The 21,509-nt window shown below is 65.2% G+C and carries 17 protein-coding genes, 1 tRNA gene and 1 riboswitch; of the genes, 7 read left to right on the top strand and 11 right to left on the bottom strand.

The annotated features are described in order from the left end of the window. Window positions 1–232 precede the first annotated feature (232 nt). The 4 genes from GGD65_RS21255 to GGD65_RS21240 all read left to right on the top strand — a co-directional run bounded on the left by GGD65_RS21255 (window position 233) and on the right by GGD65_RS21240 (window position 3,826). Window positions 233–307: transfer RNA gene (locus tag GGD65_RS21255), tRNA-Gly, on the top strand. Window positions 308–383: 76 nt separating this feature from the next. Further along, complete coding sequence (locus GGD65_RS21250; protein ID WP_183236516.1) at window positions 384–1,370, top strand: NAD(P)-dependent oxidoreductase; 987 nt, start codon at window positions 384–386, stop codon at window positions 1,368–1,370. A 374-nt stretch (window positions 1,371–1,744) separates the two neighbouring features. Beyond that, window positions 1,745–3,025, top strand: a complete 1,281-nt coding sequence (locus GGD65_RS21245; protein WP_018323581.1) for a sorbosone dehydrogenase family protein — start codon at window positions 1,745–1,747, stop codon at window positions 3,023–3,025. A gap of 207 nt (window positions 3,026–3,232) precedes the next feature. After that, entirely contained in the window at window positions 3,233–3,826 is a 594-nt protein-coding gene (locus tag GGD65_RS21240) for a cytochrome c (protein WP_183236515.1), read from the top strand. 189 nt (window positions 3,827–4,015) lie between these two features. Here the strand turns inward: GGD65_RS21240 and panE are convergent, their stop codons facing one another. The 4 genes from panE to GGD65_RS21220 form a co-directional block, all read right to left on the bottom strand. After that, complete coding sequence (gene panE, locus GGD65_RS21235) at window positions 4,016–4,939, bottom strand: 2-dehydropantoate 2-reductase (RefSeq protein WP_183236514.1); 924 nt, start codon at window positions 4,937–4,939, stop codon at window positions 4,016–4,018. A gap of 122 nt (window positions 4,940–5,061) precedes the next feature. Then, window positions 5,062–5,670, bottom strand: a complete 609-nt coding sequence (locus GGD65_RS21230; protein WP_183236513.1) for a 2-hydroxychromene-2-carboxylate isomerase — start codon at window positions 5,668–5,670, stop codon at window positions 5,062–5,064. A gap of 103 nt (window positions 5,671–5,773) precedes the next feature. Further along, entirely contained in the window at window positions 5,774–7,123 is a 1,350-nt protein-coding gene (locus GGD65_RS21225; RefSeq protein ID WP_183236512.1) for an MATE family efflux transporter, read from the bottom strand. A gap of 84 nt (window positions 7,124–7,207) precedes the next feature. After that, window positions 7,208–7,804: a DUF2239 family protein gene (locus tag GGD65_RS21220; RefSeq protein ID WP_183236511.1), complete on the bottom strand. Its 597-nt coding sequence runs from the start codon at window positions 7,802–7,804 to the stop codon at window positions 7,208–7,210. 165 nt (window positions 7,805–7,969) lie between these two features. Here GGD65_RS21220 and GGD65_RS21215 point away from each other — a divergent pair, with 165 nt between their 5' ends. After that, window positions 7,970–8,635, top strand: a complete 666-nt coding sequence (locus GGD65_RS21215) for a glutathione S-transferase family protein (protein ID WP_018323586.1) — start codon at window positions 7,970–7,972, stop codon at window positions 8,633–8,635. A 133-nt stretch (window positions 8,636–8,768) separates the two neighbouring features. Here GGD65_RS21215 and ggt read toward each other — a convergent pair whose 3' ends face one another. Beyond that, window positions 8,769–10,520 (bottom strand): gamma-glutamyltransferase, encoded by a 1,752-nt coding sequence (gene ggt, locus GGD65_RS21210; RefSeq protein WP_183236510.1) that lies wholly within the window; start codon window positions 10,518–10,520, stop codon window positions 8,769–8,771. A 100-nt stretch (window positions 10,521–10,620) separates the two neighbouring features. Between ggt and GGD65_RS21205 the strand changes: the two genes are divergently transcribed. After that, window positions 10,621–12,006, top strand: coding sequence for an MFS transporter (locus tag GGD65_RS21205; protein WP_018323588.1), 1,386 nt, complete (start codon window positions 10,621–10,623; stop codon window positions 12,004–12,006). A gap of 115 nt (window positions 12,007–12,121) precedes the next feature. On the opposite strand, the gene purH is transcribed toward GGD65_RS21205, so the two are convergent. From purH to GGD65_RS21190, 3 genes are all read right to left on the bottom strand, one after another. Next, window positions 12,122–13,714, bottom strand: a complete 1,593-nt coding sequence (purH, locus tag GGD65_RS21200) for a bifunctional phosphoribosylaminoimidazolecarboxamide formyltransferase/IMP cyclohydrolase (RefSeq protein ID WP_183236509.1) — start codon at window positions 13,712–13,714, stop codon at window positions 12,122–12,124. 25 nt (window positions 13,715–13,739) lie between these two features. After that, window positions 13,740–13,821: riboswitch (ZMP/ZTP riboswitch) on the bottom strand. A 58-nt stretch (window positions 13,822–13,879) separates the two neighbouring features. Beyond that, a complete protein-coding gene (locus GGD65_RS21195; RefSeq protein ID WP_183236508.1) occupies window positions 13,880–15,598 on the bottom strand; it encodes a heparinase II/III family protein in 1,719 nt (572 codons plus the stop codon). Between the two features lie 157 nt (window positions 15,599–15,755). Then, the gene (locus GGD65_RS21190) at window positions 15,756–17,102 is read right to left on the bottom strand and encodes an RsmB/NOP family class I SAM-dependent RNA methyltransferase (protein ID WP_183236507.1); all 1,347 of its coding nucleotides are present in this window, start codon (window positions 17,100–17,102) and stop codon (window positions 15,756–15,758) included. 189 nt (window positions 17,103–17,291) lie between these two features. Between GGD65_RS21190 and GGD65_RS21185 the strand changes: the two genes are divergently transcribed. Then, the gene (locus tag GGD65_RS21185) at window positions 17,292–17,501 is read left to right on the top strand and encodes a DUF1674 domain-containing protein (protein ID WP_183236506.1); all 210 of its coding nucleotides are present in this window, start codon (window positions 17,292–17,294) and stop codon (window positions 17,499–17,501) included. A gap of 65 nt (window positions 17,502–17,566) precedes the next feature. Here the strand turns inward: GGD65_RS21185 and cysC are convergent, their stop codons facing one another. The 3 genes from cysC to GGD65_RS21170 are packed head-to-tail and all read right to left on the bottom strand — an operon-like array spanning window position 17,567 to window position 21,449. Then, window positions 17,567–19,462: an adenylyl-sulfate kinase gene (gene cysC, locus GGD65_RS21180; RefSeq protein WP_183236505.1), complete on the bottom strand. Its 1,896-nt coding sequence runs from the start codon at window positions 19,460–19,462 to the stop codon at window positions 17,567–17,569. Next, complete coding sequence (gene cysD, locus GGD65_RS21175; RefSeq protein WP_183236585.1) at window positions 19,462–20,424, bottom strand: sulfate adenylyltransferase subunit CysD; 963 nt, start codon at window positions 20,422–20,424, stop codon at window positions 19,462–19,464. Before cysD ends, cysC begins: the two co-directional genes overlap by 1 nt. Before the next feature lie 5 nt (window positions 20,425–20,429). Continuing rightward, a complete protein-coding gene (locus GGD65_RS21170; RefSeq protein WP_183236504.1) occupies window positions 20,430–21,449 on the bottom strand; it encodes a sulfotransferase family protein in 1,020 nt (339 codons plus the stop codon). Between the last annotated feature and the right edge of the window lie 60 nt (window positions 21,450–21,509).

Genomic DNA, 21,509 nt, shown 5'->3' with positions numbered 1-21,509 from the left:
GTTGCCATTTCATATGCTTCGCTGTCGGCTCCTAAATTGGGCCGGGACGGCCGAATTTCAATCCACCGAGGCCGATTCGCCAGTTCCGGGGCAGTTTCGGGCCATTTGGCCGCATTCAGGCTCCATATGGGGTCCCAAGAACCGAATCTAGGTCGCCGGTAGCTGTTGCATTCCCCTCCCGCTTTTGGCATACGACAGCCGTTGCCGGCGCGTCACGCGACCGACACAGGATGCGGGTGTAGCTCAGTGGTAGAGCACGACCTTGCCAAGGTCGGGGTCGAGGGTTCGAGCCCCTTCGCCCGCTCCAATTTTTCCCAGAGCATCCAGCCGAGCCGGACGGAAACGTGGTTCGCCACGCCGCTGGCGGCTGTCCTGGGTTCTCAATGACAATTCTGGTCACCGGCAGTGCCGGCCATCTCGGGGAAGCCATTCTCCGGACGCTCCGGGCGCGTCGTTTGCCCGCGCGCGGGCTCGACCTAAAGCCCTCGCCCTTCACCGACGCGGTCGGCTCAATCGTCGATCCCGGCTTCGTGCGCAGCCAGATGGACGGCGTCACCGCCGTCATCCACAGCGCGACGCTGCACAAGCCGCATCTGGCAACCCACGGCAAGCAGGATTTTGTCGACAGCAACGTCACCGGCACGCTTAACCTGCTCGAGGCGGCAGCGAGCGCGGGCGTGCGCAGCTTCGTCTTCACCAGCACCACCAGCGCGTTCGGCTCGCAGCTCCGCTCCGGGGCCGGGCAGGCCGCCGTGTGGGTCACCGAGGATCTGCCGCCGGTGCCGAAGAACATCTACGGCACGACAAAACTGATGGCGGAGACCCTGTGCGAGCTGTTCTATCGCGAGCGCGGTCTGCCCGTCCTTGTGTTGCGGACCTCGCGCTTCTTTCCGGAAGACGATGACGATCCGGCGATGCGCTCGGCTTACACGCTGGAGAACGCGCAGGCCAACGAGCTGCTCTATCGCCGGCTGGATATCGCGGACGCCGTGAATGCCCATCTGCTCGCCGCCGAACGCGCCCCGAAGATCGGCTTCGCCCGCTACATCGTCTCCGCCACCAGCCCGTTCGAGCTGCGCCATCTCGCCGCGCTTGCGCGCGATGCGGCCGGTGTCGTGCGCGAGCTCTACCCGGATTGCGCGCGGCTTTACGCGGCGCGGGGCTGGAACCTCCTCCCCGAGATCGACCGTGTCTATGTCAACGAACGCGCGCGGCGCGAGCTGGGCTGGCGGCCGGAATTCGATTTCGCGCATGTGTTGCACAGCCTGCGCACGGAGCGCGATTTCCGTAGCCCGCTGGCGCGTGAGATCGGCTCGAAGGGCTATCATGACGCGGTGTTCGACGACGGACCCTACCCGGTCGCCTCTTAGGCGCCGGATTTGCTGTTTTGCTCGACGCGTCAGATGTCTGTCTGGTCTCGCCGGGAGCAAGCCGCTTGAGCCGTTCTACTGTGCATGGGGTTGTTTTCGCGTTTTTGTAGGTCCACCCCCTCCCGCCGGCTGCGAACGATCCGCGCGCCAATTGATTCCGCGCTGCAGCGAGAGCGGTGTCGCGGCGTTCGTCCGTTGACATTCCGTCTCAATTTTTCCGGAGCGCAACGGCGGCGCACGCGGCGCGCTTCTCACCGGTCGCAGATGTGCTAACCTTTTTGCGTCTGTCGTGCCGACGGACTTAAAACTTCGCCTCTCGACTAGCAAAATAAAATAATGCGCAGCCCTGACGGCTGCCTTAGGGGAGTGACGCGATGAAATTCCATCGATCCGTCTTTCAATCCGTTCTGGCGCTTGCAGCGGTTGCCTTTCTCGCGGGGACCAGCGCTGGCAATGCGCAGCAGCAGGACAAGAACCGGGCGCTGAAGAAATACGAATCCGGCACCAAGGAGTTCTGGACCCATCCGCCCGATGACTGGTTCCTCGGCGACGAGACCGAGGCGCAGAAGGGCCTCGCGCCGCCCTCGGGACCGCCGACCGGCGCGTCCGATGCCGAGCTCGCCAACATCGTCAAGAAGATCAAGCTGCCGGCAGGCTTCAAGATCGAGGTCTACGCCTCCGGCGTGCTGGCCGCGCGGCAGATGGCCTGGGGTGACAAGGGCACGCTGTTCGTGGGCTCGTTCGGCCTCGGCAACGTCTATGCCATCAAGGACAACAACGGGAAGAAGGAGGTCAAGACCGTCCTTAAGGGCCTGAACATGCCCACCGGTCTCGCCTTCAAGGACGGTGCGCTCTACGTCATCGCCGTCGACAAGCTGATCCGCTACGACAATGCGGAGGCCAATCTCGACAAGCTCGGCGACGGCAAGGTCGTCTATGACGACATGCCGTCCTATGCCGCGCATGGCTGGAAATACATCGCGGTCGACAAGGAAGGCTGGTTCTTCCTGCCGTTCGGACCTCCCTTCAACGTCGGCATCCCTCCGACCAGCGTGTCGCAGATCCGGCGTGTCGATCCCAAGACCGGCAACGCCGAAATCTGGGCGCTGGGCGTCCGCAACTCGGTCGGCGGCGACGTCGATCCGCGCACCGGCAAGCTCTGGTTCACCGAGAATGCCCGCGACTGGATCAGCGATGATCTGCCCTCGGACAAGCTGAACATGATCAACCGGATCGGCGAGCATTTCGGTTATCCCTATTGCCACCAGGGCAACCTGCCGGACGACAAGTTCGCCATGGGCCACAAGTGCTCCGAGTTCACGCCGCCGGTGCTGAATCTCGGCGCGCATGTTGCTCCGCTCGGCATGAAGTTCTACACCGGCAATCAATTCCCCGCCGATTACAAGAACAACATCCTGATCGCCGAGCACGGCTCCTGGAATCGTCACAAGTACCAGGGCGCGCGCATCGTGCGCGTAATCGTCGGGCCCGACGGCAAGAATCCCAAGCAGGAGATCTTCGCCTCCGGCTGGCTCGAGGGTGACCAGGGCTATCTCGGCCGTCCCAATGACATCCTGCTCGACAAGGATGGTTCGATCCTCGTCGCGGACGACTGGGCCGGCGCGATCTACCGCATCAGCTACAGCAAGAAGTAGCACGGGTACGATACGAGGCTGCGGTGGCCGGAAGGTGCCGCAGTCTCTTTCATTTCAAAGCCACGCTGTCGTTCCGGATTGCGCGCCAGCGCAAGTCCGGAACCCATAACCACGAATCGGGGTTATGGAATCTCAGCTGCGCAATTGCGCATCTTAGCTCGTGCTTCGCACGCCCTGGAATGAGCTAGATAGATCGGAATTCCCACGATGCGCCGCCAGTTTTCTTCGTACGCCATCGGCGCGCTTTCGCTTGCAGCGCTCGCATTCGTCCCGGCTCAGGCTGCGGACAACGCTGCGATCAAGGAGAAGGCTGCCGTCTGCTCCGGCTGTCACGGCGAGAACGGCATTTCGCAGACCGAGAACATCCCCTCGCTGGCCGGCCAGCCTGATCAGTTCATCCAGTGGCAGCTCGTGTTCTTCCGAGCGGGCTCGCGCAAGAACGACCAGATGCAGCCGATCGTCGAGGAGATCACCAATGAGGACATCCGCAATCTCGGCGCCTATTTCTCGCAGCTGACGCCGCCGAAGGGACCGGAGGACAGCGATCCGGACCTGTCGAAGAAAGGCGCGCAAGTTTCCGCCGGCCGTCGCTGCGCCTCATGCCATACGGACAGCTTCGCCGGGACCAAGGGAGTGGCGCGACTGGCTGGCCAGCGCGAGGAATATCTGGTCAAGGCGTTGCGCGACTACAAAGCTGGCCAGCGCGTCGGCGGCGGCGTCGCCGCGATGGCCGATGTCGCCTATCACATGAGCGACGAGGAAATCACCGCCGTCTCGCACTATCTGGCGCATTTGAAATAGTGCGGAGCCGTTGCCACAAGCTCCGCTGTCGTCCCGGACAAGCGAAGCGCAGAGCCGGGACCCATACCCACAGGATGCTGTTTTTGCGAAGAGTCGGAGTGGGAGGGTCGCGTCACACTGCTCCGTGTGGTGGGTCCCGGGTTCGCGCTTAGCGCGCCCCGGGACGACAGCGGAGTGTGTGCCTGCGACCTACCCCGCCCGCTGCTTCTCATAGGCCTTCAAATGCGTGTAGGCGATGCGCAGCTTGGGTACCGGCACCTTGGCGGCATCGGCGCGCGCGATGAGATCTCCGATGACGTGATCGGCTTCGACCGGCAGCCCCGCCTTGATGTCGCGGAACATCGAGGCCGTCATCGGCGAGCCCTCGGCGGTGAGGTTGCCCTTCACCCGCTCGAAGAACGGCCCGCCCGGCGTATAGCCCGACGCGGTGGCGATGGCGGTGGTCTCGTCCAGCATGCCGAGCAGGAAATCGCGACCGCCGGGCGCGGCGAGGATGTTGCCGACAGAGGTGCGCATCAGGCTGGTGGAGGCCGCAAGCGAGGACAGGAACACCCACTTCTCCCACATGTCCTGCATGATGTTCTGGCTGGCGGCGGCGCCGGTGATGCCGCTCTTGAAGGCCTCGTCGATCGCCTTGACACGATCTGACAGCTTTCCGTCGCGCTCGCCGTAGTTCAGCGACTGCATCGGTTGGAGCTGCACCACCTCGCGCTTCTCGTTCAGGGTCGCCGCGATGGCGCAGAGGCCGCCGAGCACGCGCTCCTTGCCGAATTTGGCATCGAGGATATCGAGATGCTTCATGCCGTTGAGCATCGGGATGATCGCCGTGTCAGGTCCGACCGCTGGCGCAAACGATTTGATGGCGTCGTCGAGATCGAATGCCTTGCAGCTCAAGAGCACGACGTCGAACTTGTCCTTGAGCGCGTCGGCCTGCACGGTCGGGGGATTCTTCAAGGTCACGTCGCCATTCGGGCTCTTGATGACGAGGCCGGCGCTTGCGAGCTCGCCGGCGCGGCGCGGCCGGACCAGGAAGGTGACGTCGCGGCCGGCCTGCAACAGCCTGCCACCAAAATAGCCGCCAATGGCGCCGGCGCCGACCACGAGGATACGCATGGGATACTCCATTGTTGCTCTTGATTATTGCTGTTGGCGGCCACTTATAATCGTCATTGCGAGCGAAGCGAAGCAGTCCAGAATGTTGCGGCGATCACATTCTGTCGCCGGAGAATGAGCGGCTAGGTCCCGAGCACCATCTCCTCGACCTCGCGCAGCTGCTCCTTGCCGAAGAACATCTCGTTGCCGACGAAGAAGGTCGGCGAGCCGAACGCGCCCCGGGCGACCGCTTCCTCGGTGTTCTTGATCAGCCTGCCCTTCACCTCGGGCTCTCCGGCACGGGCAAACAGCTTCTGGGCATCGAGGCCCGAGGACGCCAGCGCCTTCGCCGCAATCTCGGGATCGTCCATTTTCTTCGGCTCGCGCCACATGTGGTGGAAGGCCGCCTCGACGTATCTTTCGAACACGCCTTCGAGCTGCGCCGCGATCGCCGTGCGCATCAGATTCAGCGTGTTGACGGGGAAATGCGGATTCCAGGCATAGGGCTGGACATGGAAGCGCTTGATGAAGCGCTCGGTCTCGACCTGCTGGAATTCACGCTTGTTCTTGATGCCCGCGAGCGTCTCGGCGGGGGACTTGTTGTTGGTCGACTTGAAGATGCCTCCGAGCAGAATCGGGACGTATTCGAACTTGACGCCAATGCGCTGCTCGATCGCGGGGATCGCGAGGTGGCTGAGATAGGCATTCGGGCTGCCGAAATCGAACAGGAACTGCGGGGCTGTGCGGGGCAAATCGTTCTCCGTGACCTAACTTTTTTGATCTGGCTTTTCCCGCATTGTGACGCAGCGTGCCCTGCGGGTCTACCGTTTAATGATGAGCATAATACTTTGGGAATCAGACCAGCCGCCGGATCGCCCGCTTGCGCCAGACCAGGAGGTAATAGCCCATCTGCAAAACGAACATGGCGCAGAACACGATGGGATAGGCGGCCCACACGCCCGCAAGGCCGATCGTGTGGCTCAGGATCACCGCGGCCGGCAGCTCGATCGCGAGGATCGCGAAGATCGAGAGCAGCATGGGCGTCAATGCGACGCCAGCCGCGCGCATGGCGCCTGAGAACACTGTGCCGAGGCCAAACGGCACCGAGCTCCACAGGGCGATGTCGAGCAGGCCTTTTGCCAGATCGACCACGGCGGCATCGGTGATGAAGATGCCGAGGATCGCGCGCGGCGCGAGATAGATCAGCGCCACGAGCCCGCCGGTCAAAACGAGGTTGAAAGCGAGCCCGGTCCGCACGATGCCGTCGAGCCGGGCCCTGTCGCCGCTGCCGACGGCCTGCGCGCCGAGGATCGAGACCGCGATCGAAATCGAGATCGCCGTGAACTGCGTGTAGCCCATCACTTGGTTGACGGCGCCATAGGCCGCAGTGGCGTCCGATCCAAACCCGTTGACGAGGCCGAGCAAGACCAGCTCTGCGATCGCCATCACCACCATGCCGATGGCGCTCGGCAATCCGATGCCGAGAATCTTTCCGAGCATGACGCCGTTGAGCTGCAGGTGACGTAGCAGCGCCGCATCCGGCGCGAGCGCGTGTTTCTTTCGCAGCAGATAGAACGCCAGCACGATCAGCGTGAGCGCGTTCGATATCGCCGCCGCCCACGCCGGGCTGGTGATGCCGGCCGCCGGCAGTCCGAACGACCCACGGATCAACAACGGTGTCAGGATCAGGCCGATCGCGGTCGACAACGCCAGCGCCAGCAGCGGCGTCAACGCATCGCCGACCCCGCGGATCATCGCCGTCATCAGCAGGAAGACGAAGCCGAGCGGCATCGTCAGCAGCATGATCTGCGCATACGCGCTGGCCTGGTCGAGAATGTCCGCGGGCGTGGCGAGCGCCATCATCAGCTGACGGCTGAGGAGCCCGCCGATCAGCGCCACTGAGATTGAAAGCAGAAGGCCGATCGCGAGCGTCGTGCCGACGACGCTCTTGATCCGGCCGTGCTCGCCCGCGCCAAAGGCCTGGCCGATCAGCACGGTCGCGCCGGTGCTCAGCCCCATGACGAAGGCGAACAGGAAGAACATCACCGGGAAGAACGCCGAGGCAGCTGCGAGCGCATCAATGCCGATCATCTGGCCGAGATAGACGTTGCTGACGGTGCCGAACAGCGATTGCAGCGCGTTGCTCAGCATCAAGGGTGCGAGGAAGCGGAGGAATGTCGTCCAGAGCGGCTTGGGGGCAGACATGGATTGGCCTTTTATCAGGGCGTGCGAAGCCGTTGCCGCGCAATGCGCGGCTCGGCCGTCGATGGGAACGCGAGACAGAGCGCCTTAAGCGCGGTCGCTGTAGGCGAGCTTGACGATGTGGTCGCGGATATCGACAGGCCAGTCTGCGATCAACCCGGTGAAGCGTCGCCGGTCATCGGCAAACAGCGCGCGCGAGGCTTCCTCGAACTGCGGCAGGTTGCCCGCCATGGTCGACATGAAGTGATAGGCCGCATCGCGCGCCTGCCGTTCGCGGTCCTTGTCGCCGCTGGCGCGCCTGGCCTCATCGACGAGCTTGCGCAGCGCCACCGAGGCGCCGCCCGGCTGCGTGCCGAGCCATTCCCAGTGTCGCGGCAGCAACGTCACCTCGCGCGCGACCACGCCGAGCTTCGGCCGCCCGCGCCCGCGCGGCTCGCTCGGCGGCGTGCTCTCCTCGACCGGCGGCGGGACAAGCTTCGCCAACCGCGCCAGGACCTCGCGATCCCCGCCGCGCAGATCGAAGTCGATCGATCGACCCGTGCCGTCCTCGAAGATGATGATGGGCTCGTCCGGCCGCGTCGCCACCCGCTTGACGACCAGCGCGACCTCGCCTGCCGGCCCGGACACCAGGCGGCGCTGCCCCTGGAATGCGGTGAAGAACTTCTGCATTGGAATCATTGCCATTTTGACGACGTTGGGTCATTTAATACCCGGGTAAATTATCGGCGTCAATATACCCGGGTGAAAATATCCGTCCTGATGGCTCGACATTGTGATCTCGGGCTGGCACGAACGGCGCCGCCGACCGACCACGCCTAGCCACCACGCCTAGCCCCGGGGACCTCGCCAATGCTGACCGTTCACCACCTCAACAATTCCCGCTCGCAGCGCGTGCTGTGGCTGCTCGAAGAGTTGGGCGTGCCCTACGAGATCGTGCGCTATCAGCGCCAGCCGGACATGCGCGCGCCGATGGAGCTGCGCGCCATTCATCCACTCGGCAAGTCGCCCGTCATCACCGACAACGGCAACACCATCGCCGAGTCCGGCGCGATCATCGAATATCTCATCGCGACCTATGGCAACGGCCGGCTGATTCCGCCGCCGAACACGCCGGAGCGGCTGCGCTTCACCTATTGGCTGCATTATGCCGAGGGATCTGCGATGCAGCCGCTGCTGCTGAAGCTGCTGTTCACGCTGATGCCGAAGCGCGCGCCTGCGCTGCTTCGTCCGCTGGTGCGCAAGGTCTCGAACCAGGCGCTCACCACGCTGGTCAACCCGCAGCTCAAGCAGCACATGGATTACTGGGAAGGCGAGCTCGGCAAGAGCGAGTGGTTTGCCGGCAACGAATTCACCGCAGCCGACATCCAGATGAGCTTTCCGCTGGAAGCGGCGCAAGCGCGCGGCGGGCTCGAGCAGGGCCATCCCAAGGCGATGGCGTTTCTCGAGCGCATCCACGCGCGCCCGGCCTATGCGCGCGCGCTTGAAAAGGGCGGGCCATACCAGGTGGGACGGTAGTTAGTCATGCCGTCGAGCGCCTAGCCCGCCGCGTAGGCCCAGTACGTCCGGCGCTCCGGCGTGTACACGCCGCGATAGCGCGTGACAGCGAGAGCTAGCGGGTCCGCGCTCCCGTGCCATGCAGACGACGTTGTTACTGCCCCGCAGCTTCTGCGCCCCGCGTGCGCGGATCGGGCGCGCCGAGCGGTCCGTTGGGTGTCACGACAATCGAGTTGGCCGACGTCTGCCCCATCGGCTCGACGATGACGTGGCCGATCGCCTTCAGCTTATCCAGAACATCGCTGGGAAAGCCGCGCTCGACACGCACTTCATCGGGCAACCATTGGTGATGCAGCCGTGACGCTGCGACGGCGGCCGCAACATCCATCTTGTAGTCGAGCACGTTGACGATGACCTGCAGCACGCTTGAAATGATGCGGCTGCCGCCGGGCGAGCCCGTCACCAGCACCGGCTTGCCGTCCCTGAGCACGATGGTCGGTGACATCGAGGACAGCGGCCGCTTGCCGGGGCCCGGCAGATTGGCCTCGAAGCCGACGAGACCGTAGGCATTGGAGGCGCCGATTGCGGCGGTGAAATCGTCGAGCTCGTTGTTGAGCAGGACGCCGGTGCCGTCGGCAACGAGGCCCACGCCGTAGCTGAAGTTCAGCGTATAGGTGTTGCTGACGGCATTGCCGCGTCCATCGACGACGGAGAAATGCGTGGTGTTGCTGCCCTCGCGCGGCGAGGGAGCCGCGGAAACGAGCTCCTTTGACGGCGTGGCGCGCTCGGCGGAGATGCCGGCGCGCAGCTTGGCGGCGTAGTCCTTCGCGACGAGCGTTTCGATCGGTGCGTTGACGAAGGCGGGATCGCCGAGATAGCGCGCGCGATCTGCGTAGGCGCGCTTCATCGCCTCGATCAGAAGATGCAGCGATGCCGGCGATCCCTGCTTCAGATCGGCGAGCTGAAAGCCCTCGAGGATGTTGAGCGTCTCCGCCAGCACGACACCGCCCGACGAAGGCAGCGGCATCGACACGATGTCATAGCCGCGATAGGTGCCGCGCACCGGCGCGCGGATCACGGCCTGATAGGCCTTCAAATCGGCTGGCGTCATGATGCCGCCGGCGTCCGTCACGGCCTTGGCGAGCTTTTCCGCGACCGGTCCCTCATAGAAGCCGCGTGGCCCCTGTGCCGCGACGGCCGACAGGGTTTCAGCGAGATCGCCCTGCACCAGCCTGTCGCCTTCACCGATCGGCGTGCCGTCGGGCCGCGAGAAGATTTTGGCCGAAGACGGCCAGCGAGCCAGCCGCCGGTGCCAGGCCGGCATCGTGTCGGCCATGTCGTCACTGACGACGAAGCCGTCGCGGGCCAGCGCGATGGCGGGCGCGAGCAATTGCGCCAGCGTGAACTGGCCGGAGCCGTATTTTTCCAGCGCGAGGGAAAGACCGGCAACCGTGCCGGGCACGCCGACGCCGAGGGCGGAATCCCGTGACTTCGCAACATCGGGCTTGCCGTCGGCGCCGAGGAAGATTTGCGGCGTGGTCGCCGCCGGCGCCGTCTCGCGGTAATCGATCGTGATGTCTTCGTTGCGGTCCGCGGAATGGATCACCATGAAGCCGCCGCCGCCGATATTGCCGGCACGCGGATAGGTCACGGCCATCGCAAAGCCGGTCGCGACCGCCGCATCGACCGCATTGCCACCGCTCCGCAGGATATCGGCACCGATCTGTGCGGATATCTTCTCCTGCGCGACGACCATGCCGTGCTCGGCGGCGACGGCGCGCACCGTGTCAGGCGCGGCTGGGACATAGGCCCGTCGCGCATCCTGGGCGGCTGCCGGTAACAGACCAAACGCCAGGGCGGCTATGAAGGCGAAAAATGTCCGCCTTGTCGAATATGACGACATCATCAAGCTTCCGCCGTGGCTTCGAACCAGTTCACATGCCTCGCTGCAATGCTATACGGTTTGCCCCAAGAGAGGCAAAACTGTTCGTGATGAGGACTGCGCGATGACGACGATCGCCCCGGATGTGCGCATGGCCGGCGTGGCGCGGACCTATCCGCCGCGCGCCGCCGTCGTCAGCTGGATTTTCTTCGACTGGGCCGCGCAGCCGTATTTCACGCTGATCACGACCTTCGTGTTCGCGCCCTATTTCGCCACCAGCATTGCGCCGAACCCCGCCACCGGCCAATCACTGTGGGGATTTGCGATGGCGGCCGCGGGCCTTGCGATCGCGTTGATGTCGCCGGTGCTGGGGGCCATCGCGGACGCCTCGGGCCGCCGGAAGCCGTGGATCGCGGGGTTCGGTGCGCTGCTGGTGGCGGCATCCTGCACGCTGTGGATCGGCAAGCCCGGCGATCCCTCCATCATTCCGCCCCTGCTCACCGCAGTCGCGCTCGCCAGCGTCGGCGCGGAATTCGCCACCCTCTTCAACAATGCGATGATGCCGACGCTGGTGCCGCCGGAGCGGATCGGACGGCTCTCCGGCACCGGCTGGGCCACCGGCTATGTCGGTGGGATTGTCAGCCTGATCATCGTGCTCGGCTTCCTCGCGGCCAACCCGCAGACCGGCCGCACATTGCTGGGCTTCACGCCGCTGTTCGGGCTCGATCCGGTCAGCCATCAGGGCGATCGCATCGTGGGGCCGCTGACCGGGCTGTGGTTCATCGTCTTCGTGACACCGCTGTTCCTGTTCACGCCGGATTATCCGGCGAAGCGCCCGGTGCGCGAGGCGTTGCGCGAGGGGCTGTGGGAGCTGAGGCAATCGATCAGAGGCTTGCCGCAACAGAGATCGCTGGCGGCATTTCTGCTCGCCAATATGATCTACACGGATGGTCTGGTGTCGCTGTTCGCCTTTGGCGGCATCTATGCCGCGGGCACCTTCGGCTGGCACACCATCCAGATCGGCACCTTCGGCATCATGCTCGCGATTGCCGGCGCATTTGGCGCCTGGTTCGGCGGCAAGCTGGATGATCGTCTCGGGCCGAAGCGCGTCATCGCCGGCAGCCTGCTCGTGCTGCTGCTGTCCGTGGCGGCGATTCTCCTGGTCGACAAGGACAGTGTGTTGTTCATCAAGGTCGCGCCGCCGCAAGCAGACGCTCCCTTGTTCTCGAGCGCGGCCGAGCGCGCCTATCTCGTGCTGGGCTGCCTCATCGGTGCGGCCGGTGGCCCCCTCCAGGCGGCCTCACGCACGCTGCTGATCCACCTCGCACCGAAGGACCGCATCGCGCAGTATTTCGGCCTGTTCGCGCTGACCGGAAAGGTGACGTCCTTCATCGGACCGTTGCTGATCGGCATGGTCACGGCGGTGACCGCAAGCCAGAAGGCCGGCATGGCCGTGCTGGTGGTGTTCTTCGTCGCGGGGCTGGGGCTGTTGATGCGGGTGCGGGATTAGCCGCGGGCCTTCGTAGCCCGGATGAAGCGCAGCGCAATCCGGGAAACCTGTTTCCGTAGAGGCGCTGACCCGGATTTCGCTTCGCTCCATCCGGGCTACGCTTGTGGTGAAGGGCTCAGTGCCGGAAATGCCGCGTGCCCGTGAACACCATGGCGATGCCGTGCTCGTCGGCGGCCTTGATCACCTCGTCGTCGCGCATCGAGCCGCCGGGCTGCACCACCGCGGTGGCGCCGGCCTCGATGCAGGCGAGCATGCCGTCGGCGAAGGGGAAGAACGCATCCGACGCCACCACCGAGCCCTTGGTGAGCGGCTCGGCGAGCTTCAGCTCGCTCGCCGCATCCTGGGCCTTGCGCGCGGCGATGCGCGCCGAGTCCACCCGGCTCATCTGGCCGGCGCCGATGCCGACGGTGGCGAGATCCTTGGCGTAGATAATGGTGTTGGACTTGACGTGTTTTGCGACCCGGAACGCGAACTTGAGGTCACGCATCTCCGTGTCCGTGGGCGAGCGCTTGGTCACGATCTTGAACGTCATGTCGTCGACCACGGCGTTGTCGCGGCTCTGCACCAGCAGGCCGCCGGCGACCGTCTTGGCGGTGAGGCCTGGCGCGCGCGGATCGGGCAGGCTGCCGGCGAGCAGGAGGCGGAGGTTCTTCTTGCCGCCGATGATGGCGATCGCTTCCTCGGTGGCGTCGGGCGCGATGATCACCTCGGTGAAGAGTTTTGTGATCTCGCGGGCCGTATCTGCGTCCAGGGGGCGATTCATCGCGATGATGCCACCGAAGGCCGAGGTGGAATCGCAGGCCAGCGCCTTGCGATAGGCGTCGACGAGGTTCGATCCCTCCGCGACGCCGCAGGGGTTGGCGTGCTTGACGATGACGCAGGCGGCGGTGCGCCTGGCGTCGAACTCGCCGATGCATTCATAGGCGGCGTCAGTGTCGTTGATGTTGTTGTAGGAGAGCTCCTTGCCCTGGAGCTGCCGTGCGGTGGAGACGCCCGGGCGCTTGTCGGGGGTCGCGTAGAACGCCGCGGTCTGGTGCGGGTTCTCGCCGTAGCGCAGCGATTGAATCAACTTGCCGCCGAAGGCACGGAAGTCGGGCGCGTCGATCTCGAGCTGGCGATTGAACCAGTTCGAGATCGCGGCATCGTAAGCGCCGGTGCGCGCATAGGCCTTCGCGGCAAGCCGCCGCCGCAGTTTCAGCGTGGTCGCGCCCTTGTTGGCGGCGAGCTCGTCGAGCACGGCCTTGTAGTCATCTGCCTCGACGACAACGGCGACGTCATCATGGTTCTTGGCGGCGGCGCGGATCATCGCGGGGCCGCCGATGTCGATATTCTCGATGCAATCCTCGAAGGCGGCGCCTTTGTCGACGGTCGCCTCGAACGGATAGAGATTGACGACGAGAAGATCAATCGGCGCGATGCCGTGCGCCTTCATCGCGTCCGCATGCTCCTTGTTGTCCCGGATCGCGAGCAGGCCGCCATGCACCTTCGGATGCAAGGTCTTGACGCGGCCGTCCATCATCTCGGGGAAGCCGGTGAGGTCGGAAACGTCCTTCACCTTGAGGCCGGCCGCGGCGATCGCTTTTGCCGTGCCGCCGGTCGAAACCAGCTCGACATCATGGGCGGCGAGCGCCTTTGCGAATTCGATCAGGCCGGTTTTGTCGGAGACGGAAAGAAGCGCGCGGGTGACGCGGCGGGGATGGTCAGTCATGAGCAAGATCCTCTGTCTTAAGGAGTGTCTATGCCCAGGCGCGCGGCAGATATGTGTCGCGCTTCCCGATGGTGCTCCATCCAAGGTCGCCAGTCGCGCGAGCGAGGGCTCGATAGCAGTTTTCGGCGTGCTTCACAACGATCAGATGGGGCCGAATCCGCGCGTTTACAGCGGAAGTTCCGGTTCGCGCCGGGCGTTGCGGCGGGCATTGGTGACGGTCGGCGATGCCGTGGAGCGGACAAAGCTCCAGCGGATCGAAGGCGCCTGCCTCGCGTCCTGCCGGATCACGATCTGGGCAGTGCGGCGCGGCCCGTCATTGCCGGCCAGGAACACGCTGTCCTCGAGGTCGACCTTGTCGTCGAGCGCCTCGAAGGTCCAGACGTCGCGGTTCGGCAGCACCAGCATGACGCCGCGCGCATCCGACAGCCGGCTCGCCTTCACTGCCGGATGCAGATGGAAGCGCAGCGCAAAGTTAGCGTCGGCGCCCTTGAAGCGTCCGCCCTGCGGCGGCGACAGCGTGTCCTCGCCGTCGATGCGCGCGCCATCATTGGCGATCATCAGCACGCGGCGGTGGATTGCGCCGAATTTGGAGAGATAGCCGTCATGCGACGTCGTCAGCAGCGTGCCGTTCTGAACGATCTCCCGATAGCTCTCGACCTCGACGGGCCCGCTCGTGACCGGCGAGCCGTGCAGGAGCCGCTTCATCGCCGACATCTCGACGAACTGGCACGACGAAGTATCGTGATAGGTCAGCGTCGAATGCGCCGCGGTGCCGCGGGCGAACGGCCGCCAATTGTCGCGGCCCGTGGTCGGCATGCCGCAATTGGTGACGATGCGGCTGATGCCGGAGGATAGTTCGAACGACAGGCAGCCGGCGTGGGCGTCGTGGCTGACGCCGGCTGGCGGCGGCGGGCCGGTGTCGATGATCACAGTGGTCTGGCCGGCATCGAGGCGCTGAAAGCCGGTATGCGGCATGTTTGCCATCGGCGCGCCGTGGGTGTCGTCATAGGCGAGCAGCGTTGCGAGCAGGTCGGACGATGTCGCGCTCATGCCGTTGAACAGCGCGAAATTTCCGTCGCCGTGGCGGAAGAAGCGCAGCATCGGCATCATGCGGTCGATCGCGTTGAGCAGCGCCGGTGGCGGCGCGATGTTGCGCGCAGCAAACGTCTGCCGCAGCGGCAGCAGGTCGATCAGGAGTTCAATCAGCGCCCCCGGATTGCGCGAGATGTGTCCGCCGTCGGGCAGGATCTGCCGCTGCAATTCGTCCGACAGCTTCTTCGATGCGCTGCGGATCTGGCCGGCCTGGTTGGCAAGGCACAAGGCCGCATAGCACAGCGCCATCAGCACCTGGAGCTTCGGCACCCCGTCGGGAATGTTGACCATGGTGTAGCGCAGGAAGCGGATCTCGCGCGCGAGGGCGCGCAGGTAACGGCGGTAGAACTTGTTGTCGGTCTCGTTGAGCACCAGCGGCGCTTGCGAAAGCAGCGAGATCACGCGCCGGGCCAGCACGTCGGCACGTCGCGCGACCGGCCGGCGCTTGTTGGCGGGGTTGGCGATCCAGTCCTCGATCAGCGCGCGCGCATTCGCCCGTGTCAGCGCGGTGTCGGCGGCGCGCAAATGGCGCAGCCAGCCGAAGCCGAGCAGCGCGACTTCCCAATCTTCCGACGGCGGCTCGAGATCGAAGATCGAACGGCCGTGGCAATTGACGATCTTGCCGGCGAAGACGAAGCGGCCGGCATAGATTTCAGCGGCGCGCGTCGCATCCGCGGTGCGCAGATCATGCGGCGCGATGATCAGCCGGTCGGTGCGGCCGGGCCAGACCCGCGACAGCGCAACGGAACCGCCGCTCGCGCGCGCGAGCATGTTCCGCGCGAAGCGGTTCATGACCAGCGTCGAGATACGTCTGCGTTGAGCGACCGACACGCTTTGCCTTGAAGGGGGAGAGGATTCCGACGAATCCCTATTAATCCCAAAATCGGACGTCTGACACCACCTTGAACGTGTGCGAATCAGCGTCGCGGCCGCAAAATCCGGTGCAAAATCAGGATTTAACGAGCCGGGTCGCGAAAAACCCGTCGAGCCCGCCGAGCTTGGGATCGGCGTTCGGCAGATGGCTGGGCAGGGTGCGCAGATCGCCGTCCCCTGTGATGATTTCGTCCAGGCCCGCGACCTCCGCGGCCTCGATCGGGACGCGGCGAAGCGCAGGCTCGCTCGCCAGCAGCGTTGCCACGGCCTGCTCGCCCTCTTCGGGTTCCAGCGAGCAGGTACAGTAGACCAGCGTGCCGCCCGGCTTGAGCAACGATACCGATTTTCGCAGCAGCCGCTGCTGCAGCACAGTCATGGCGGTGACATCGGATTCCTGCCGCAGCCATGCCACATCGGGATGACGGCGGATCGTGCCGGTCGAGGTGCAGGGCGCATCGATCAAAATACCGTCGAAGCCTTCGGCAGGGCCGGCCCATTCCACGGCGTCAGCGACGACGGTCTCGGCCTGGAGCGACAGCCGCGCCAGGTTTTCACGCAGCCGCGTCACCCGGGCTGGCGAGCGGTCAATCGCCGTGACATGCGCGCCGGCATGCACCAGTTGCGCGGTCTTGCCGCCGGGGGCGGCGCAGAGATCGGCAATGGACTTGCCCTTGACGTCGCCGAACAACAGGGCCGGCAGCGCGGCGGCGGCGTCCTGCACCCACCATTGTCCCTCGGCGAAGCCGGGCAGCATGGTCACCGAGCCGTGCAGCAGCATCCGCACCGTCCCGGTCGGCAGCGTCTCGCCGTGCAGGCGGCTCGCCCATTGCGCGGCATCGGATTTCACCGTGAGATCGAGCGACGGCTCGTGGCCGAGCGCCAGCGCCATCTCCCTTGCGGTTGCTTCGCCATAATGCGCGCTCCAGCGCGCGAGCAGCCATGGCGGCAGATCCAGCGATTGCGCGGCGACCTCCTCGACCAGCGCCGTGCCCTCGCGCGCGCAGCGGCGCAGCACGGCATTGACGAGGCCGGCATAGCGCGCGGCGCGCCGGTCGGATTGCACCAGGCGAACGGAGAGGTCGACGGCCGCGTGATCCGGCACGTCCATCCAGAGGATCTGCGCCGCGCCGATCAGGAGCGCGCTTTGCGCGCGCGGCGCATCGGAGGGGATGCCCTTGTCGAGCAGGCGGGACAGCACATGGCCGAGCGTGCCGAGCCGGCGCAGCACCGTGGCGACCAGGCGCCGCATCAGCGCGCGGTCGCGGTCGGCCAGCGTCTTCAGTCCGGGATGGGCGCTGCTGCCGTCGAGTTGGTCGTCGAGCGTGCGGTGCTTGTGCAGCACGCCGTCGACGATGTCGGCGGCAATCCGTCGCGCCGCGAGACCGGGCACTTCGGACGGAGGGGCGAAACGTTGAGATGGCATGCGGAAGCAAGGTTCTGAGCGAGCGGCAGTTCCGCCGCAATGGGCGCATGCCTTGAGAACCCAATCTCTGGCACGCGAATATGCCAAATGTAAGAATCGCTTCCGGCTTTTTCAGCCGTTCCGGGCCGATTTCAGGAATGCGTTATTGGACATCGCGTTGCGGCTCGTCCTGCGCTAGAAAGCCTGGCGATGAGTGACCAGTCTCCCGTTTCCGACCGCAAGCAGCTCACGCCGGCAGCCCAGCGCGCGCTGGCCGAAGCCGAGGCGCGCCGGCAGGCCGCAGCCGTGCAGGCCAAGGAGGACGGCAAGGCGGCGCCGAAGGAATTGCAGGGACCCAAGGGACCCGAGCCGACCCGCTACGGCGACTGGGAGCGCAAGGGCATCGCCTCCGACTTCTGAGCGATCGCCGGTCCGAAGGCTGTCCGCCCTTGCTGCTAAAGGTCTTGGCACTAAAGGTCTTGCCACTAAAGGTAATGATTCTCCCTGAGATAGCGGATGATGCGCTCGCAGGCCGCGTCAGTCGACATTTCTGACGTGTCGATGGTGATCTCCGGCGCCTGCGGCGTCTCGTAGGGATGATCGATGCCGGTGAACGCCGGCAGCTCTCCCGCCCGTGCCTTGCGATAGAGCCCCTTGGGATCGCGATGCTCACATTCGGCGAGCGGGGTCGCGACATGGATCTCGATGAACTCGCCTGTCTCGACGCGCTGGCGCGCCAGCTCGCGCTCGCTGCGGAACGGTGAGACCAGTGCGACCAGCGCGATCATGCCGGCGTCGACGAACAGCGCCGCGATCTCCGCGGTGCGCCGGACGTTCTCCGCCCTGTCCGCGGTGGAGAAGCCGAGGTCGCGGTTGATGCCGTGGCGGAGATTGTCGCCGTCGAGCAGTGCGGCGTGGCGTCCGAGTTCGGCAAGCCTGCGATCGACGAGATCGGCGATCGTCGATTTGCCGGCACCGCTCAGCCCTGTGAACCAGAGCACGCAGGGCCGCTGCTGCTTCAGCCGCGCCCGCACGGATTTGTCGACGGCAAGCCGCTGCCAATGAATGTTGGTGGCGCGGCGGAGCGAGAGATCGATCATTCCCGCGGCGGCGGTGCGATGGCTGATCGGATCGACGAGAATGAAGCTGCCCATGTCGCGGTCGTCGCGATAGGCCTCGAACACCAAGGGACGGTCGAGGCTGAGATGGGCGTAGCCGATCTGGTTGGCGTCGAGCGTGGCGGCGTTTTCATGCGCCATGGTGTCGATGGCGATGCGGTGCTTGAGCGTCGTGATCACCGCGCCGGTCGAGGCCGCGCCGCATTTGAGCAAATAGCGACGGCCCGCGACCATGGTCTCGTCGTCGAACCAGACCAGATGCGCCGCCAGCTGATCGGAGACCTGTGGCGCGGGTCCCGTCGTCAGCACGTCGCCGCGACTGACGTCGATCTCGTCGGTCAATGTGAGCGTCACCGATTCGCCCGCCGCAGCCCGATCGCGCTCGCCGCCGGGCGTGAGAATGCGCGCGACGCGCGTCTGGCGGCCCGAGGGCTGCACGGCGATGGTCTTGCCGATCGCGATCGTTCCGCTGGCGATACGCCCGCAGAAGCCGCGAAACTCCGCATGCGGCCGGTTGACCCATTGCACCGGCAACCGGAACGGCCGCTGCGAGACATCGCCGGAAACGTCGACCGATTCCAGATAGGCCGTCACCGTCGGCCCGGTGTACCAGGGCATCCGCGCGCTGGCCGTGACGATGTTGTCGCCGTCGGGTGCGACGACCGGAATGCACTGGACCTGCGGGATTCCGAGCTGTCCGGCCATGGTCAGGTATTCGGCAGTGATGGCCGCAAAGCGACCCCCGTCGAATCCGATCAGGTCCATCTTGTTCACGGCGAGCACGACGTGACGGATACCCAGCAGCGACAGGATGTGGCTGTGGCGCCGCGTCTGCGTGGTCACGCCCTTGCGGGCATCGACCAGCACCACGGCAAGATCGGCGTTGGAGGCGCCGGTCGCCATGTTGCGCGTGTACTGCGCATGCCCCGGCGTGTCGGCGACGATGAAGCGGCGCAGCCTGGTGGCGAAGAAGCGGTAGGCGACGTCGATCGTGATGCCCTGCTCGCGCTCGGCCTGCAAGCCGTCGACCAGCAGCGCGAAATCGAAATCGCCACCGGTGGTGCCGACCGTCCGGCTCTCGGACGCCAGCGCGTCGATCTGGTCGTCGAGCAGCGTCTTGGAATCGTAGAGCAGCCGGCCGACCAGCGTGCTCTTGCCGTCGTCGACGCTGCCGCAAGTGACGAAGCGCAGCGTCGGACGATCATCCTGTTCGAGTCGCGGCGCACCGGAGGCGGCGATCGTGGGGGCCTCGTGATAGGACATCAGAAGTAGCCTTCCGCTTTCTTGCGCTCCATCGATGCGGCACTGTCCCGGTCGATCATGCGTCCCTGCCGCTCGGAGGTGCGCGAGGCCATCATCTCGCGCACGATGTCGGGGAGCGTTGCCGCGGTCGAGACCGTGGCGCCGCTGAGCGGATAGCAGCCGAGGGTGCGAAACCTGACGGAGCGCCATCGCGGCTCTTCGCCTGCAAGCAGCGGCATCCGTTCGTCGTCCACCATGATCAGCGTGCCGTCGCGCTCGACCACCGGGCGCGAAGCCGCCAGATAGAGCGGAACGATCGGGATGTCCTCGGCGAGGATGTAGTCCCAGACGTCGAGCTCGGTCCAGTTCGACAGCGGAAACACCCGTATGCTCTCGCCGGGCGCCAGCATCGTGTTGTACAGGCTCCACAGCTCGGGCCGCTGGTTCTTCGGATCCCAGCGATGCGCCGCGCTCCGGTGCGAGAACACGCGCTCCTTGGCGCGCGATTTCTCCTCGTCGCGTCGCGCGCCTCCGATCGCGGCGTCGAAGCCGTGGAGGTCCAGCGCCTGCCGCAACGCCTGGGTCTTCATGACATCGGTGTAGCGGGCTGAGCCGTGGGTGAAGAGGTCGATGCCCTGGCTCAAGCCGTCATTGTTGGTATGGACGATCAGGTCGATGCCGAGTTCGAGCGCGCGGCGGTCGCGAAACGCGATCATCTCGCGGAACTTCCATGTCGTGTCGACATGCAGCAGCGGAAACGGCGGCTTGCCGGGATGAAAGGCCTTCATTGCCAAGTGCAGCAGCACCGAGGAGTCCTTGCCGATCGAATACAGCATCACCGGCTTGCGGAATTCGGCCGCCGTCTCCCGCAGGATGTGGATGCTTTCCGCCTCCAGGCGCCGGAGATGACTGGCGGCGTGAAGCGGCTCGCGGCCGGTTCCTTCAAGGAGGGCGGGCTCGGTGCTTGTGGGAATGTCCAGCATGCTGATCACGCGGCCTCGGCGAACCATTCGCCGAACAGATGCGCCGAAATTGCCGCATTCAGGCCGAGATCGCGAACGCACGCCGCGACCGAAGCTCGATAGGCGTCATTGACCCCGCAGCGCTCCAGAATCTCCAGCTGAGCTTCGCTCATTGAGGCCGTCGCGCGACGCTGGTAGCGATAGGCGCTATCGGAGGTGTGCAGATTGGGCACCTTGTAGATCGTCGCTTCGCTCGGGAAGATGACGCGCGCGTTGTTTGCTTGCACGTCTCCCGGTTCCTGCCATGACGTCACGGCATTCTCGGTAAAGCTGCTCGAAAGGCCGAGGCGGTCGAACAAGACGCGCACCGACGACAGCGCCTCCTTGCTTACCTCGTAGACGTAGTGCGTGACGGGAACGCCGTGTTGTTGCGCGTAACTTGCGACGCGGGCCGCGCTGAGTGCGGCAACGACATAGTGCCGCAGCAATGTGTCTTCGGGCGCGCGCGAAATCAGCTTCTCGAGCCATGACGCCAGCGAACTCGCCGGCTCGCGGTCGAGCATGATGAGATGCAGACGGTCGCGGGGATAGCCTGCCTCGACCAAGAGCTGCAGCGGATTGAACAAGCTCTCGGCAAGGACGTAGGGCCCGATCGTTTCCTTGCTGAAGATGTGCGGCTCGTCGCTTGCCGAGGGGATGATCCAGGGCGCCAGCGGGCGGCCGACGAGCGCGTCGCGCAGGATCGCCTTCAGCGGTTGATAATATGAAGGCATGCCGGTCATGCCGAAAAGATTGCTGAGGGCGGTCGATCCGACTCTGGCCTTGCCGCATGCAAAATAGAGCATCGGAAAGTCCTGCGCCGGACGGTGCAGGAAATCCTCGGCGAGGCAGTCCGTCACTTCACGCATCAACGTCGCGAGCGTGACGGCTCTGGTCTGGAATTCGCCCACCGGCGACAGCAGCACGGTGTCGAGGGAACTATGCTGCTGCCGAACGAGATCGGCCATTCGTTCGAGCGAATCGGCGGAAATTGCGTCGATGTTCATGTCGGGGCCCACTGCAGGGAGTTCCACGAACGATTGCCCGTGGGATATTTTCCAACCTAC

Source organism: Bradyrhizobium sp. CIR18 (assembly GCF_014198295.1).
Lineage (GTDB): Bacteria > Pseudomonadota > Alphaproteobacteria > Rhizobiales > Xanthobacteraceae > Bradyrhizobium.
Note: the sequence above shows the minus strand (reverse complement) of the source record. Positions and strands in the feature narration are given on the sequence as shown.